17 protein-coding genes are annotated in these 17,019 nt (G+C 40.3%); 3 read left to right on the forward strand and 14 right to left on the reverse strand.

What is annotated here, in order from left to right; translation table 11 throughout:
• Positions 1 to 413: 413 nt before the first annotated feature.
• Both C9I86_RS04555 and C9I86_RS04560 read left to right on the forward strand, forming a co-directional pair.
• On the forward strand, positions 414 to 2,144 hold the full coding sequence (locus tag C9I86_RS04555; RefSeq protein WP_107275759.1) for a hypothetical protein: 1,731 nt from the start codon (positions 414 to 416) through the stop codon (positions 2,142 to 2,144).
• Positions 2,128 to 3,834 carry a hypothetical protein gene (locus C9I86_RS04560; RefSeq protein WP_107275760.1) on the forward strand — a complete coding sequence of 569 codons (1,707 nt, stop codon included), beginning with the start codon at positions 2,128 to 2,130 and terminating at the stop codon, positions 3,832 to 3,834. Before C9I86_RS04555 ends, C9I86_RS04560 begins: the two co-directional genes overlap by 17 nt.
• Before the next feature lie 343 nt (positions 3,835 to 4,177).
• Here the strand turns inward: C9I86_RS04560 and C9I86_RS04565 are convergent, their stop codons facing one another.
• The 13 genes from C9I86_RS04565 to yceD all read right to left on the reverse strand — a co-directional run bounded on the left by C9I86_RS04565 (position 4,178) and on the right by yceD (position 14,787).
• Positions 4,178 to 4,954: a TatD family hydrolase gene (locus tag C9I86_RS04565; RefSeq protein ID WP_080157859.1), complete on the reverse strand. Its 777-nt coding sequence runs from the start codon at positions 4,952 to 4,954 to the stop codon at positions 4,178 to 4,180.
• Between the two features lie 68 nt (positions 4,955 to 5,022).
• Complete coding sequence (holB, locus tag C9I86_RS04570) at positions 5,023 to 5,985, reverse strand: DNA polymerase III subunit delta' (RefSeq protein WP_107275761.1); 963 nt, start codon at positions 5,983 to 5,985, stop codon at positions 5,023 to 5,025.
• A 2-nt stretch (positions 5,986 to 5,987) separates the two neighbouring features.
• Positions 5,988 to 6,617, reverse strand: coding sequence for a dTMP kinase (gene tmk / locus C9I86_RS04575; RefSeq protein ID WP_158258916.1), 630 nt, complete (start codon positions 6,615 to 6,617; stop codon positions 5,988 to 5,990).
• Positions 6,614 to 7,630 carry an endolytic transglycosylase MltG gene (mltG, locus tag C9I86_RS04580; RefSeq protein WP_080157862.1) on the reverse strand — a complete coding sequence of 339 codons (1,017 nt, stop codon included), beginning with the start codon at positions 7,628 to 7,630 and terminating at the stop codon, positions 6,614 to 6,616. The genes tmk and mltG overlap by 4 nt, the downstream gene beginning before the upstream one ends.
• Complete coding sequence (gene pabC / locus C9I86_RS04585) at positions 7,624 to 8,433, reverse strand: aminodeoxychorismate lyase (protein WP_080157863.1); 810 nt, start codon at positions 8,431 to 8,433, stop codon at positions 7,624 to 7,626. The genes mltG and pabC overlap by 7 nt, the downstream gene beginning before the upstream one ends.
• A 105-nt stretch (positions 8,434 to 8,538) precedes the next feature.
• Positions 8,539 to 9,777, reverse strand: coding sequence for a beta-ketoacyl-ACP synthase II (gene fabF / locus C9I86_RS04590; RefSeq protein WP_080157864.1), 1,239 nt, complete (start codon positions 9,775 to 9,777; stop codon positions 8,539 to 8,541).
• Between the two features lie 88 nt (positions 9,778 to 9,865).
• Positions 9,866 to 10,099, reverse strand: coding sequence for an acyl carrier protein (acpP, locus tag C9I86_RS04595; protein WP_027697107.1), 234 nt, complete (start codon positions 10,097 to 10,099; stop codon positions 9,866 to 9,868).
• 158 nt (positions 10,100 to 10,257) lie between these two features.
• The gene (fabG, locus tag C9I86_RS04600; RefSeq protein ID WP_080157865.1) at positions 10,258 to 10,992 is read right to left on the reverse strand and encodes a 3-oxoacyl-ACP reductase FabG; all 735 of its coding nucleotides are present in this window, start codon (positions 10,990 to 10,992) and stop codon (positions 10,258 to 10,260) included.
• A gap of 23 nt (positions 10,993 to 11,015) precedes the next feature.
• Positions 11,016 to 11,945, reverse strand: coding sequence for an ACP S-malonyltransferase (gene fabD / locus C9I86_RS04605; RefSeq protein ID WP_080157866.1), 930 nt, complete (start codon positions 11,943 to 11,945; stop codon positions 11,016 to 11,018).
• A 135-nt stretch (positions 11,946 to 12,080) separates the two neighbouring features.
• Positions 12,081 to 13,037 (reverse strand): beta-ketoacyl-ACP synthase III, encoded by a 957-nt coding sequence (locus C9I86_RS04610; protein WP_080157867.1) that lies wholly within the window; start codon positions 13,035 to 13,037, stop codon positions 12,081 to 12,083.
• A gap of 5 nt (positions 13,038 to 13,042) precedes the next feature.
• Positions 13,043 to 14,068, reverse strand: a complete 1,026-nt coding sequence (gene plsX / locus C9I86_RS04615) for a phosphate acyltransferase PlsX (RefSeq protein WP_199190740.1) — start codon at positions 14,066 to 14,068, stop codon at positions 13,043 to 13,045.
• 9 nt (positions 14,069 to 14,077) lie between these two features.
• On the reverse strand, positions 14,078 to 14,248 hold the full coding sequence (gene rpmF / locus C9I86_RS04620) for a 50S ribosomal protein L32 (RefSeq protein ID WP_006231206.1): 171 nt from the start codon (positions 14,246 to 14,248) through the stop codon (positions 14,078 to 14,080).
• Positions 14,249 to 14,268: 20 nt separating this feature from the next.
• A complete protein-coding gene (gene yceD, locus C9I86_RS04625; RefSeq protein ID WP_080157869.1) occupies positions 14,269 to 14,787 on the reverse strand; it encodes a 23S rRNA accumulation protein YceD in 519 nt (172 codons plus the stop codon).
• A 391-nt stretch (positions 14,788 to 15,178) separates the two neighbouring features.
• On the opposite strand from yceD, the gene C9I86_RS04630 reads away from it, so the two are divergent.
• A complete protein-coding gene (locus C9I86_RS04630) occupies positions 15,179 to 15,760 on the forward strand; it encodes a nucleoside triphosphate pyrophosphatase (protein ID WP_080157870.1) in 582 nt (193 codons plus the stop codon).
• Between the two features lie 213 nt (positions 15,761 to 15,973).
• Here C9I86_RS04630 and rluC read toward each other — a convergent pair whose 3' ends face one another.
• Entirely contained in the window at positions 15,974 to 16,918 is a 945-nt protein-coding gene (gene rluC, locus C9I86_RS04635; protein ID WP_080157871.1) for a 23S rRNA pseudouridine(955/2504/2580) synthase RluC, read from the reverse strand.
• Between the last annotated feature and the right edge of the window lie 101 nt (positions 16,919 to 17,019).

Genomic DNA, 17,019 nt, shown 5'->3' on the forward strand with positions numbered 1-17,019 from the left:
ACCTTGAGCTTGATATTTGTACCTAGCCTCATAGCCATTACGCACCATATCTGTGCCTAGACCTAATATGTGTCCGGTTAAAACCAAGATAATATTGTTTTGTTGAACATTTTGTTCGGTAGCGTATACCTAAAGTAACGGAGTAATAACAGATCAAAGTATGTGGCTAATTTCTACTTCTTCATTAGTTTTAATAAATATTTACTCACATTTCGTTAGCATTATTTTTTCTTATACTAAGCCATACTATTTATGGCAAACATCAATTTATACATTTTCTATATAAATTATTCATTTAAAGTAAAAGTGTTACCAGCATTGAGATTATAGATGCATAGATTGAGTATAATTACCCAAATTTTCATAGTTATCTTTGATCGTAAATTTAATGGTTGTCTAGTTAGGAAACAGAAATGTCACTAGAAGATACAAAAGCTAAATTGTTAACTGCAAATGAAACGTTAGAGGGACTGCTTACCCAGATAAACGATTTATATGTCGAGGAAATGAGTGCTGAAAATAAGAACCTGAAAGAGGCATTGTCTGAACTACATAACTCGAGAGAGATTGATCTTGTAAAAATAGTACAAGACATTAAAAATTTTAATGGACACAAATTTTATACATTTCTACATGTTTTTAACAGCGCACTACCTTTATTGAATGAAAGTGTTGAAAAGATCCTATATTGCCTAACTCATGTTGCACAACAGGCAAGCGGATATTTGGCTGTCGATGAGGCATTTAAGTGTTTCTGTAAAGTAGAAGCACATCGCCCCATAGATGGCATTGAATTTATTATGGAACAACCTGAGCTTAGTATATATGCTCCTTTTCTCTCTAGCTCAATCTTAGCATACAGATCAGATCGTGTGGCTGAAGCTATTCAGATAACAAAAAATCTAATTGGTAATAATAATCAGATTGTTAGAGGCCAAGCCTATTTTGCTTTGGGGCAACTGGATGTAAGTGAAGTTCAAGCCAGTCTCATATGGGATTTACTCAGTAGTAATGCTAATAATGAGACCGATGATAACTGTCGTGCTTTGATACTGAAATCAGCACTTTACTTTGGAGGGAAATATCCATCTTATTGGCCGCAAATAGAAGAGTTTCTACTTACGTTTATTGAAAGAACTTCAGCAGAAATTATATATCAGATATCAGATATTACAGCCTTTCAAAGAGTCGATATTCCACCAACTGTTTTACATCTTTTAATAAAGCAGTTAGCTAATGTTTCACCTGAGAATAATAATGCCGTCAGCAATATTAATTATGTGTTAGTTAAGCTGGTTGAAAAGGGGTCATCTTCATTTGCAGTTGAATTATTGGAATCGATCTTAAATGCTGGTGTGGAAATCACGGATCTTGGATATTTTACTAATGAGCTACTGAACAAAAGACAAGAATTACTTAACCACATTATTACAAAGTGGTTCTTGTCTGGAAAATTATCACTTTGTAATAGTGTTTCTAAACTACTTCATGATGTAATTGATAAAGACATTGAGCTAAAAGCGGAGATGGCACAGTTAAATGATGAAGTGAAACAAGTATTTGTTGCTAATAAAGCTATAGGATGGTTGTTTACTCGGCCTATATCTGTGGCAAGTTTTATTTTATCAATTTATGAAACAGCCTCTCCAACTACGCATAAAACTCTTGAACAAGCTTTATACGATCCAATGCTTCTAAGCTATCCAGGAGAGCTTAAACAATTCTTACAGTCATGTATTAATAAAGGCTTTCAAGTTCATCTATGTGAGCGTTTACTTGATAGACTTGACGTTTATCATACTAATATTAAAGAAGTATTTGACTTAAAAGAGTTAATAGCTCCGAGTGAAAATGTAAGAGCTTACTGGAAAAAATCTAATAAAGACATGCAGGCAGCCTACGAAGAAGCATCAAAAGGATCGTTTATAAGAGAAATTGCAACTACACAAAGGTTACTATATGGAAATAGCTCAATTTATTATGTACATAAAGGTAATGGGGAGCAGTTACGACAAGAAATGCAAATGCAGTCCTTTTCTCATTCAACTGAAATGCCAAGGCTGAATGTATTAGATCCCGAGTCATTAGACTACATTTTAAGAATTTATCGCTGTGAGAGAATAAAAGATGAAGTTAATTCTTAAGCAATACTTAGCCTCACTGAAAGAGCGAAAAGAGCTAGATGCTGTACTGCCTGACTTGTTGAGTAGCATGGGAATGAATGTATTCATTTTCCCCTCACGAGGATTTAAAGAGTATGGTGTTGATATAGCAGCAGTAGGTCAGTTGCAAGATGATAAGGAAGAGTCGGTCTATCTATTTTCCGTAAAATCAGGAAACCTAACTCGTGAAACGTGGAGTGGGCAATCGAACCAGTCACTGCTTCCATCGCTACAAGAGATCCTATATGGATTCATTCCCTGTCGTATACCTCCTCAACACAAAGCTAAGCCAATCGTTATTTGTTTATGTTTTGGTGGTGATGTGAATTCTGGTATTCGCCAAGAAGTCACAGGATTTGAAAGTATTAATTCGCGGGATAATTTGAGGTTTGAAGAGTGGAATGGCGATATGCTGGCGGAATACATTCAACAGCACTTATTAAAAGAAAAATTGCTACCTAGTTCTAATCAAGCCTTATTGAGAAAATCTTTAGCTTTGCTTGAAGAGCCAGAGAGCTCAAGCAAACACTTTTCATTATTGATTGGTGAGGTTCTATCAAATGCCATTGATGCAGATTCTGTTGCATCATCCATAACACGAGTAAACGTTTGTTTATGGGTTTTATTTTCATGGTGTCGTGATACTAAAAATTTAGAGGCAGCATATCTTTCATCCGAGCGAGCATTATTGTTAGCTTGGGATAAAGTGAAAGATTATTACACAGGAAAGAATAAGCCCTCAAAGGCATTCGATAGTATTTTAGATACATACCAACAAATTACTGATTGCTATGTAGATAGATGTTTAATTCCATATGTTGATCTTAAATATGCGCTCTCTCATGCTGTTCACTCACCATGCTCTATTGATGTGAATATTAAGCTATTTGATGCACTAGGACGCTTATCAGTTAAAGGGCACTGGATATTAGATTCACTATCAAAGAGTTATATTGAAACTCCAATAACCGATGGCGGGAGTGAAGAACAGGAAAAATTACGACTTCGCCTTAGAGAAATAACACGATCAATTAATCTCTTGTGTGTTAATAATCCAATATTACTGTCGCCGTACAAAGACTCACAAGCAATTGATATTGGTTTAGCTCTAACGTTGCTTTCAAATAATTCAGAACTAGATGTCTTCGTGGATAGTTGGCTTTCAGAAATGGTCAACAAGTGTATATTCTCTTTTGAGAGTAATGGCATGTACCCAATAGTGCACGACTCCTATGAGAAGCTGCTTGAGCACAGAGATAAAGATAAGGCCGATAGTAATTATAAGAATAAAGTTACAGAAGCTAGCATTTTATACCCGTTATTGGCAGTATTTTGCTCTCTATATAAGTTAGATTCAGTAAGCCTAGAATTGGAAACATTTGTCACGGATGAACTAGCACATAGTACATTACAGTATTGGTATCCAAACCAATATAGTGAACAGAATATGTACTCGAACTCTGATATGCATGGTTCGGCATCAACTAATTTCCCTATGAATGGAAAATTAGCGTTAGAGCACATAACACAAGAGTGTAGCAATGCTGATTCATTTAAGAGAATGTCAGCGATTACTAAGAGGAAGGAGCCTTTGGTATTAACTGCTTGTCGCTGCTATCGGTATCCAGTCCCTTTTCATTATCTTGAAAATTGGATTGCGGTATCAAAATAAATATATGAGGTGGCAGAACTGATTTCTCCCTTTTTGCTATACTTTTACTGATCTATATTCACTTAGTTAGATTCCGAACCCTAACTAACTTTTGACCAATAACGAGTTAGCTCTTTAGCTAACTCGTTTGGGTTACCAAGCGACCCCACTAAAACAAACTTCACCAATATCATGCTATATCGACGAACATCTCCACCTATTTCACATAACATCTGTTATATGTCCCACAGAGAATTGTATGTGTTACAACCATTTAGAAATGTCACATCAACCACCAGCCCCTTTCCAGCAACAAAAAAAGAGAAGCCGAAGCTTCTCTTTAATGTCAGATCAAAACTGTGTTTTACTGTTTTGCTAATGAAAACAGTGTGAAGAAGTTTTTAGTGGTGGCTTGTTCCACTTCCTCAACAGATATACCTTTTAATAGCGCAATATATTGAGCTACTTCACGTGTGTAAGCTGGTTGGTTTTGCTTACCACGGTATGGAATTGGCGCTAAGAATGGAGAATCGGTTTCAACCAATAACCGATCTAACGGTAACTTACTCACCACATTTTTTAAGTCGCTCGCAGTATTGAACGTCACAATGCCAGAGATTGAGATATAAAAGCCTAGCTCAATCGCAGCCAATGCCATATCCAAATCTTCAGTAAAGCAATGTAATACACCGCCACACTTTTCTGCGCCTTCTTCACGTAAAATACGCATAGTATCTTCACGTGCCATACGAGTATGGATAATTAGCGGCTTATTCAATTCAACCGCTACACGTGCTTGCTCACGGAATAGCTTTTGCTGCAGTTCTGCAGTCTCAGGCTGGTAGTGATAATCAAGCCCTGTTTCACCAATCGCAACCACTTTTTCATGGCGTGCATAGGCTTTAAATTGCTCAGAGTCATACCCTGACTCTACATCTAATGGGTGAATACCACAGGATGCAAACACGTTATCGTAAGGTGCGATCATTTCCATCATTTTAGGAAAAGCCGCTAATGTCACCCCTACTGATAGAAAATATTCAACGCCACGTTCCTTGGCCTTATTTAATACATCATCAATCCCTGTATGTAATTTATTGTAATCAAGTTTATCAAGATGACAATGTGAATCGACTAACACAGGCTTTCCTCTTGTTTATTCTTATACTTCATTTCATAACGGTGCTGGTAAAGCATTAATTGTGAAAATTACTTACCAATAAATCCGCTTAACCACTCAACCACTAACAACTCAATATTTAGCCCTGTATGTTTGGCTAATTGACGATGTAAGTTGTTAAGATTGCGCACTTGTTCTAATAATAATGCCGTTGGTATCGTGGTCGCGACGGCTTCAACTGCGGGTAGCGATTCTTGATGAACAAGATATTGCGTTGCCCCTTGTTGCCATTTTAAACAATCCACCAGAAAGTAACTGAGCAATTGTAATGTCACAATACCATCAGCAGTACACATTGCCGCGACATCATAAATACCAATATGCGGCGGTTGTACAAATTCAGTAAACGCTTTAACTAAATGGCCGTAACGAATATCTAATCCACTTTCAATGAAAGACAACGTTGCTAATGGCGCACCATTATTAAGCCGTACACTTTCTAAAAAGATAGATTGTTGAAGTTGGCTTTCAACCCAACTTTTCACACTGAGTTCATTCGGTGGGTTTAAACGCCACTTATTGCAACGACTCACCACTGTCGGTAATAACCGATCTAAACTTTGTGCCGTCAAAATAAATTGGCATCCAGCTGGCGGTTCTTCTAATGTTTTTAATATCGCATTCGCACCCGCTTCACCCAATGCATCTGCGTCTTCAATTAAAATAACCCGCTGTCCATTTAAATGAGAGGTCTCAACAGCCCAGCGATTACATTGACGTACCGCATCAACACCAATTTGCTTACCTTCTTGTTCTGGCTTAATTACATGAAAGTCAGGATGGTTTTCAGCATCAAATAATTGGCAGCTATGACAAACACCACAAGGCTCGGTTTGTGAGTTTTGACAAAGTACGGTTTTAGATAATTGTCGAGTTAATACACCACGTCCACTGCCCTTTGCCGCTAATAACAAAATAGCATGGTGTAAACGTCGTTGCTCAAGCAACTGCTGCCAGTTGTGCCACAAAGTTTGTTGCCATGGATAGATCATTATTATTGTTGCTCCAACCAAGACTGTAATGCTTGGGTTAAATCGGCAGTAACTTGTTCTAAAGTTTGGCTCGCATCTATAATAATCACATTAGGTTGATTGTGACATAATGCTAAAAAGCGCTCACGAGCACGTTCAAAGAAACTGATATCCATTTGTTCAATACGATCAAGCTCACCACGGCCACGTGCGCGCTGTAAGCCTAATACAGGATCAATATCCATATAGATAGTCAGATCAGGACGAAAATCCCCTAGAACGGTATCACGCAGGTTTTCCATCAATGATTGATCAAAACCACGACCACCGCCTTGATAAGCCTGTGATGACATATCATGGCGATCACCCACCACCCACCGTCCTTCAGCTAGAGCAGGTTTAATTACATTATCAACCAATTGAATACGCGCCGCATACAGCAGTAATAACTCTGCCATATCCGTTAAAGGCTCATCAGGATGACCTTGTTTAACTAAGGCGCGCATTTGCTCTGCCAACGGAGTGCCACCAGGTTCACGTGTTGATTGTGGGTTTGTAATACCATGCTGCGCTAATGTTGCTATAACTTGTGCAATAGCTGTACTTTTACCAGCCCCTTCAAGGCCTTCGATGACAATAAATTTACCGATCATTTCTGTGTTCTTAATATTTTAAGGTAGGCACGAACCGCGCGGTTGTGCTCGACTAATGTAGTTGAAAACTTGTGACCCCCTTTACCATCAGCAACAAAATAATAAAAGTCACTGTTATCGGGATCAACGGCAGCCATGATAGATGCCTTACTTGGCATTGCTATTGGCGTTGGCGGTAAACCACGCATGGTGTAGGTGTTGTAAGCAGTTGGTGTGCGTAGGTCTTTTTTCGTAATGTTGCCGTTATACTTATCGCCCATACCATAAATAACCGTAGGATCAGTTTGTAATGGCATATTGGCGCGTAAACGATTCATAAAGACAGATGCCACTAAACCACGCTCACTGGCCACGGCTGTTTCTTTTTCAATAATAGATGCCATGATCAACGCTTGGTACGGCGTTTTTAAAGGTAAATCTGACGCGCGTTGCTGCCATGCAAGATCTAACTCTTTCATCATTGCACTATGTGCACGCTTTAAAATACTGATATCACTCGTGCCCGCAGTAAAGTGATATGTATTCGGCAGAAAATAACCTTCAATTTTATCATTATCGATACCAACCGCAGCGCTAATTTGCGCTTGGGTCATATCATCGGTGGTATGAGCTAAATGAGGATCAGCTTGTAACAACTCACGCCATTCACTAAAACGTTCACCATCCACCAGCGTGATCGCATATTGATATTCTTTACCTTCGGTGATCATGGTTAAGACAGAATACAAAGACGCTTGCGGTTTGATAGCATACGTACCTGCTTTAATGTCTGTTAATGCTGGTTCCAAATACCCAACCCAACGTAACCATGGTGATATTGTTATTAGCTTATCATTACTTAATTGCGTTAATAGCCCGCGGAAAGATGTCCCCGTCTTAACGGTAATAAATGTTTGTTGTTCTGTCAGTACTGGTTTATCAAGCGTTGATTTAACTTGAAAATATCCCCAACCAGCCGCGCTTGCTATTAATAATAGCAATATAAAAATCACAGTAATCAACTTCTTTAGCACGAATGTAACCTCTTCCATAGTATTTTGAACACTGTACGTTCACTATATTGTGTTGTTTGTATTTGATTTATAGGTACTAACGTCATCAATGCGTTAGTAATAAAAACTTCATCCGCAGTCAGTACAGCTTCAAGGGCAAAGTCACCCACTTGATAGTCATAATTTAATTCATTAAGCATATCAAGCACCCGTTGACGCATAACCCCTGCAACACCTGTACGTTGCAGCGCTGGAGTATATACAGTATTACCTTTACGCCAAAATAGATTCGCAACAGTTGTTTCAATAACGCGGCCATCGCTATCTAATGCAACTGCATCAACCCAACCCGTTTTTTCAATTTCTTGTTTCAATAATACTTGTTCAAGCCGATTTAGGTGCTTCATTCCTGCGAGCATTGGGCTATTACCCATTCGTAGCTGGCATACACCTAATGTAATTCCTTGTTGTTGCCACTGTTGATAATGCAATGGCCATTCAAAATGGGTGATGATCACTTGAGTATCATGACACCCAGCTGGATTATAGCCACGGCCACCACTGCCACGACTAATTAAAATTTTGATACCGCCTTGATGTGGATATTTTAATGCAAGGGCAGCAACGTCAGTATATACCTGCAGCCAATCAGGTGCAGCTATTGCTAATCTTTCAAGGCTTACTTTAAAACGCGCTAAATGCAATGACCATAATTGAACCTGCTGATGTTCAACCAGCATTGTTGTAAAGCAACCATCACCATATTGAGTCGCGCGATCGGTAATAGCAAGTTGCTGTTGTTCACAACTGTTCACTAGGGCCATTAAGTATTCCTTTGTACAGATAAAAAAATAGCCTGATATCGAAATATCAGGCTACTTAATCATATCAGGTTATGGCACTTATTGCTCAACACGCAAATAAGTGAATTAAATTTTCTTAAACAATAACGAACCGTTAGTGCCGCCAAAACCGAATGAGTTACATAATGCGTATTCTAGGTTAGCTTGACGTGCTTCACCTGGAACATAATCAAGATCACAACCTTCACCTGGATTATCCAAGTTAATTGTTGGTGGTACTACTTGATCAATCAAACTTAAAATAGTGATGATTGATTCAACAGAGCCAGCAGCACCTAACAAGTGACCAGTCATTGATTTAGTTGATGAAACCATAACACTATCCGCAGCAGCACCTAGCGCGCGTTTAATGCCTAATGTTTCAGTCTTATCACCCGCAGGCGTTGATGTGCCGTGTGCGTTAATGTAGCCAATCTTGTCAGCATTGATACCCGCATCGCGAATACAAGCTTCCATAGCTAATGCACCACCAGAACCGTCTGCACTTGGTGACGTCATGTGGTAAGCATCACCACTCATGCCAAAGCCAACAAGCTCTGCATAAATTTTTGCGCCACGTGCTTTGGCATGTTCGTACTCTTCAAGCACAATCACACCAGCACCATCGCCTAATACGAAACCATCACGATCTTTGTCCCATGGACGAGAAGCCGCTTGAGGATCATCATTACGTGTTGATAATGCTTTTGCAGCAGCAAAGCCTGCCATGCCTAGCTCTGTTGATGCTTTTTCTGCACCACCCGCCAGCATTGCATCAGCATCGCCGTATGCAATCATACGTGCAGCATGGCCAATGTTATGAAGGCCCGTCGTACACGCAGTAGAAATCGCGATATTTGGACCACGTAGACCGTACATGATAGACATGTGGCCTGCGATCATATTAACAATTGTTGATGGTACAAAGAACGGACTGATTTTACGCGGTCCTTTGTCAATCAATGTTTGATGGCCAGCTTCAATTAAACCAAGACCACCAATACCAGAACCAATAGCGACACCGATACGTGGTGCGTTTTCTTCAGTAACTTCAATACCAGAATCTTTGAATGCTTGTACGCCAGCTGCAACGCCGTACTGGATAAATAAATCCATTTTGCGTGCATCTTTCTTAGACATGTAATCTTCACAATTGAAGTCTTTGATCATTCCGGCAAATTGAGTAGCAAATGCGCTTGCATCAAAATGTTGAATGGTACTGATACCACTAGTGCCAGATTGTAAAGCTTTCCAAGAAGATTCAACAGAATTACCAACCGGGGTAAGCATACCCATGCCAGTTACAACTACACGACGCTTAGACACGATTAATTTCTCCGGGAATTGAGGATAAAACAGGAAGTGAAAAAAAACAGGCGGTCATAATGACCGCCTGGGAATATTCATTTTTATATTACTGTGCGCTGTTTACGTAGTCGATTGCAGCTTGAACAGTAGTAATTTTTTCAGCTTCTTCGTCAGGGATTTCTGTATCGAATTCTTCTTCAAGAGCCATTACTAGTTCAACTGTATCTAGAGAATCAGCACCTAGATCGTCAACGAAAGATGCTTCGTTTTTAACTTCTGCTTCGTCTACGCCTAGTTGCTCAACGATGATTTTTCTTACGCGTTCTTCGATGTTGCTCATACTAATATATTTCCTTTAACAAGAATTCGCTAATGCGATTTGTTGTAGTTTATTCATTACAGCAAAAGTTGCAACACTCATAATGCTGGTCAAACCACGATTTAACCAGAAAAATAGTTCAATTTGACTTGAATCATGAAGTATTACAACAAATTTGCTTAAATCATATACATGCCGCCGTTAACGTGCAATGTTTCGCCTGTTATATAAGCAGCTTCATCAGAGGCTAAAAAAGCAACAGCCGCTGCTATTTCGCGCGGATCGCCTAAACGACCAGCAGGAACATTTGCTAACGTTGCAGCGCGTTGATCATCATTTAACGCTTTTGTCATATCCGTTTCAATGAAACCGGGTGCAACTGCGTTAACGGTGATTCCACGAGAAGCAACTTCGCGTGCCATCGATTTTGTAAAACCAAGCAAACCTGCTTTAGCAGCTGCGTAGTTTGTCTGACCTGCGTTGCCCATAGTGCCAACAACAGAACCAATGCTAATGATACGACCATTACGTTTTTTCATCATAGCACGTAGCACGGCTTTAGACAGACGGAAAACCGACGTTAGGTTGGTATCCATGATATCTTGCCATTCGTCGTCTTTCATACGCATAAGTAGATTATCACGAGTAATACCAGCGTTATTCACTAAAATGTCAATATCGCCATATTGTTCTTTAATTTGCTTTAATGTTACTTCAATTGACTCTGGTGAGGTTACGTTTAACGCAAAACCTTTACCGTGATCGCCAAGATACGCACTAATCGCATCAGCACCGCTCTCAGAGGTTGCTGTACCGATTACTGTCGCGCCACGCTCAACTAAGATTTCAGCGATAGCACGACCAATACCACGACTCGCACCTGTAACTAGTGCAATTTTACCTTCCAGACTCATTGTAAATCCTCTTTTAAGCTTAATTACTTCGCTAGTGCTGCGGTTAATGATGCAACATCATTGACTGCTGCGCCGCCAAGTGCACGATCAATACGTTTAGTCAGACCGGTTAATACTTTACCCGGTCCCATTTCTAGCAATTCTTCAACGCCTTCAGCCGCCATACGCTCAACAGACTCAGTCCAACGTACTGGATTATATAGTTGCTTAACAAGTGCCAACTTAATCGCAACAGGATCAGTCTCAGTCGCTACATCAGCATTATTGATTACAGGCACAGTCGGTGCACTAAATGCTAAGCCTTCCAATGCGATAGCTAATTTGTCAGCCGCAGGCTTCATTAACGCACAGTGTGAAGGAACAGAAACTGGTAATGGCAATGCACGCTTAGCACCGGCTTCTTTACACAATACATTGGCACGTTCTACTGCTTCTTTGTTACCCGCAATAACCACTTGGCCTGGCGAGTTAAAGTTAACAGGAGAACACACTTGATCTTCTGCTGCTTGCGCACAAGCGGCTGCAATAGCGTCGTTATCTAAGCCGATAATTGCAGACATTGCACCCACACCAGCTGGTACAGCTTCTTGCATTAGCTTACCGCGTAGCTCAACTAACTTAACTGCCGCTTGGAAATCAATCACACCCGCACAAACAAGTGCAGAGTATTCACCTAAGCTATGACCAGCTAAAACAACAGGTTGTTCACCACCTTGCTGCTGCCATACACGCCAAATAGCTACAGATGCAGTTAATAACGCAGGTTGTGTACGCTGAGTTTGGTTAAGATCTTCAACAGGACCATTTTGAACTAACGCCCATAGATCGTAACCTAACGCATCAGAGGCTTCAGCAAACGTCTGCTTAACCACATCAAATTGCTCTGCTAAATCAGCAAGCATGCCAACAGTTTGAGAACCCTGTCCAGGGAAAACAATCGCGAACTTAGACATTTGAGAATCCTTATTCTTTATATACTGATCGTTCAGTAAATTAATAGGCTAATAAGACAGCGTTAACTATATTCAACCTTCTGCCTTATCGCAAAATTCTTTTAACGCGTAAAACTAAACCGATTTTGATTTAGTTTAAAATTTCACTAGTGCAGAGCCCCAAGTGAAACCGCCACCAAACGCTTCTAATAATAACGTTTGACCACGTTGAATACGGCCATCACGTACCGCTTCATCTAATGCTGTCGGTACTGTTGCCGCCGACGTATTACCATGACGATCCAGTGTAACCACCACTTGATCCATCGACATTGATAATTTTTTCGCTGTTGCTGAAATAATACGCATGTTCGCTTGATGTGGTACTAACCAATCAAGTTCAGATTTATCCATATTATTGGCAGTAAGCGTATTTTTAACCAAATTAGACAGTTGTGTTACAGCAACTTTAAATACTTCGTTACCTGCCATGTAAAGCCAAGTATTTGCATCAAAGTCTTTATCATGTTCTGGTACAGCAAGGCTTAGCAAACCACCAAAATGACCATCAGCATATAAATGCGTTGAAATGATACCTTGCTCTTCACTTGCGCCAAGAACAACCGCACCTGCCGCATCACCAAATAAGATAATGGTTGAGCGATCTTGTGGATCACAATGATGAGAAAGTGCATCAGACCCAATCACTAATACATTTTTCGCCATGCCCGTTTTAATATGCTGATCAGCAACACTTAATGCATAAACAAAGCCTGTACATGCCGCAGATAAATCAAAAGCAGGACAACCTTTAATATCTAACATGCCTTGTACTTGGCAAGCCGCAGAGGGAAATGAGTGACTTGCACTAGACGTAGCAACAATAATAAGATCGATATCTTCTTTATCAATGCCAGCCATTTCAATCGCGTTTAAAGAAGCATGATAACCCATCACTGCCACTGTTTCGTCAGCCGATGCAATGCGACGCTCACGAATACCAGTACGAGCAACGATCCATTCATCACTGGTGTCTATCGTTTTTTCTAAATCCGCATTGGTGCGAACTTGTGTTGGCAAATAGCTGCCAGTTCCTAAAATTTTGCTATACATGAAGACTAATAATGCCTCTCTAATAAGACCTCTTCCAGACGGTCACTGATTTTCATCGGTATTTGGCGTTTAATCTCATAAACCGCTTGGCTTATGGCATTCTCCAAAGCTGTGGTGTCGGCACTTCCATGGCTTTTAACGACAATACCGCGTAATCCTAACAGACTTGCGCCATTATACTGGTCGGGGTTCAATTGCTGTAAGCTATCAAACAGTTCACGAAATAGCCATTTAGCAATCAATCGCTTAAATGGATTACGACCAATATTACGCTTAATACAATCAATGAATAGGTTTGCTACCCCTTCACTGGTTTTTAAACTCACATTCCCGACAAAGCCATCACATACAATCACATCCGCTTTATCGGAATACAATTGATGACCTTCAATATAGCCAATGTAATTAATATCGGAAGATTGACTCAACATTTCAGCACAACGTTTAACCAGATCATTCCCTTTAATGGCTTCTTCGCCAATATTAAGTAATGCCACGCGAGGTGGTGAACCTAATGTTTGTTCCGCGACCACAGATCCCATAACGGCAAATTGGAACAAAGTATCTGCATCGCAGGAAACATTGGCACCGAGATCTAATAACCAAGTGTGGTTAGCGTGACGATTAGGAATTTCTGAAATTAAAGCGGGACGTTCAACACCTGGGAGTTGTTTGAGCACATAACGGGACAAAGCCATTAATGCCCCCGTATTGCCCGCACTTACACAGGCATCTGCATCACCTGCGGCAACAGCATCTAGAGCCATGCGCATTGAAGAGCCTTTACTATGGCGTAATGCTTGTGATGGACGTGTTTCATTGGCTATAACGTTATCGCAATGCACGATAGACAATCGAGGATGATTGAGCTTATTAAGAAGAGTTAGCTGGGCAGTGATAGCACTAATATCACCAAATAGAATGAGTTTGAGCTCAGGCGAATGCAACAGTGCCTGCACGGCGGCAGGCACTGTTACTTGAGGACCGAAATCCCCGCCCATTGCATCAAGTGCAACGGTAAGACCCATCAAGGTTCAACCTTACTTGTTGATAACCTTACGGCCACGGTAGAAACCGTCAGCTGTCACGTGGTGACGTAGGTGAGTTTCACCTGATGCTGAATCTACAGATACTGCTGCTGTAGTTAGCGCATCATGTGAACGACGCATACCACGTGCTGCACGTGATTTTTTGCTCTTTTGTACGGCCATTAACCCTACTCCTGTTAAATTTAACTTTTAAGATTTTTCAATACTGCAAACGGATTCGGACGCTCATCAGCAACGGGGATCTCACCAAAAGACAAGTTATGTGTGCCGATCTTACAATCGTCATCATCATGTCTTGCGACTTGTGGTAATTCTAACATCAATTCATCTTCGATGAGTTCAATTAGGTTAATCTCGCCATTTTCATCGACAATTGTCGGCTCATAGGCTTCCGGTAACTTATCAATAGCCTCTTCATCACGAACCGGACTATAACAGAATTCAACACTAATTGTGTGTGGAAATTCTTCCTGACATCTCTGACAGGTCAACATCACATCTACACTTGCGTTTCCGCGCATGAAAGGAATACGACGTTGGTCAAGGTCAAAAGACAAGTTGACGTTTGCATCACTTATTACGCTCTGGGTTGAGCCAGCTAAACGAGACAGAAGATCAGCTTTGATGATGCCATCATAGTCGAGTCTTTTCTGTGCAGTGCGTACTGGATCTACCTTTATCGGCAATTTTACCTTTTGCATAGGGCGCGAATATTAGCCTTATAGTCTGGTTGAGTCAAAGGAAATGTGCCGGAATTAACAGCTTTTGAACAATTCTCGTGCTGCCATGAAAATTCGTTCAACATTCATTCCCCCTCCTCATTAAAAAGTTTTTATTTCTTCATCACTCAATCACTTGACGATTGCTGATAAAATGACGAAAGATCACTCAATCATTGTTTAAATGCTAGCCAATACTGGCTTTAGTGGAATTTAAATCAATAATTGCGCCTTATAATAGCATTGTGCTGTAACGATAACATCGTCTGTCTGCATTGAAATCAAAACAATCAATAAATAAAGCTCACTGGCTTTGAATCACAGCGATGAGTACACTCAGGAGATTACTTCATTTAGATAACTAAAATAGCCTATGAACCAGTCACTTGTTCTTGCATCTACTTCACCATTCCGTAAAAGTTTGCTTGAAAAACTACAGCTTCCTTTTACAACAGCTAACCCCAATGTAAATGAAGCCATGTTAGACAATGAGTCAGCTACAGCTTTAGTGATGCGATTAGCACAAGCTAAAGCGCTCGCTTGTGCAGAATCTCACCCTAGCCATCTTATTATAGGTTCTGACCAAGTATGTGTCATTGACGGGGAAATTTTAGGAAAACCGCATACTGAAGCGAATGCTTGTGCTCAGCTACGTGCAGCCAGTGGCAAAGTCATCACCTTCTATACTGGCTTATGCTTATATAATTCACGCACACAAACGACACAAGTGATTTGTGAACCGTTCCATGTCCACTTCAGAACCTTAACCGATAATGAAATTGCACATTATGTCGCTCAGGAACAACCCCTTTATTGCGCAGGCAGTTTTAAAAGTGAAGGATTGGGCATTGCATTATTTGATCGATTAGAAGGACGAGATCCAAATACACTGGTTGGATTACCGCTAATTGCCTTACGAGAAATGCTTGCCAATGAGCACCTGGCGGTTTTATAAGCCAGCTGCGGTATTATCCCCATTACAATAAGTGTCATTCTCGTTTCCTAGGCTCTTGTGTCATTTCCAACCATAAAGGTTCACGAGGGAGATAAGGAATCAAATACTGTATAAAGATGACCTCTTAATTTATGGGATTGGTATTACAAAAATAAAAAATCATAAAAATAAAAAAGGCGAGCACAATGCTCGCCTTACGATTTTTTAACATCATTAAAAGGTGCGAAGTTTGGCAAGACAGCGTTCTAACACTGGCTCCATTGGCGCACTAATATCCATTAACTCATCAGTATGTGGATGGGTAAATTTAATGTTCGCCGCATGCAAAAATAAGCGTCCTAATCCTGTTTTCTTAGTGTAAGCATCAAAACGTGGGTCGCCATAACGATCATCCCAAGCAATAGGATGGCCCTCATATTGACAATGTACACGAATTTGGTGAGTACGCCCGGTCACTGGACTTGCTTGTACCAGTGTCGCTTGAGAAAAACGTTCTAATACTTTAAAGCGAGTATCTGAAGCTTTACCTTGCGGATTAACACGTACAATGCTGTTAACTTCATTTTTCAATAACGGTGCATTTACTCTCTTACAGTTTGCCTTCCATTCCCCCATCACTAAGGCAAAATAATATTTCTGAACCGTTTTTTCTCTAAATTGTTCTTGTAGTTTACGTAACGCAGAACGTTTCTTCGCTACCAACAAAATGCCAGAAGTATCTCGGTCAATACGGTGTACTAACTCAAGGTATCGAGCATCAGGTCGTAATGCACGTAACGCTTCAATCGCACCAAACTTCAAGCCACTACCGCCATGAACAGCTGTGCCTGATGGCTTATTCAAAATCAATACATGATCATCTTCATAGATAATGCATGATTCAAGTTCGGCCACTTTATTCAATTTGGTACTAATCGGTGCTTGTTCGTCTTTCTCAGGAACAAAAACCGGTGGGACGCGTACGAGATCACCATCCTGCAATTTATATTCAGGTTTAATACGTTTTTTGTTTACTCGCACCTCGCCTTTACGCAAAATACGGTAAATCATACTTTTTGGTACATTTTTAAGCCTAGCACGGAGAAAATTATCGATCCGTTGGCCAGCAAAATCATCAGTAATATCGATGAATTGCACTTTAGGTTTATCTTCTGTCATAAGTTTGATTGTACCATGCAAATAAAGCAGATTGCCGCAAAAAAGTGAGCCTGCTATGATTGCATTCTAGAATAAGTTTTTTTGCTTATTTTACTGACAAG

Source organism: Photobacterium sp. NCIMB 13483 (assembly GCF_003025475.1).
GTDB lineage: Bacteria > Pseudomonadota > Gammaproteobacteria > Enterobacterales > Vibrionaceae > Photobacterium > Photobacterium piscicola.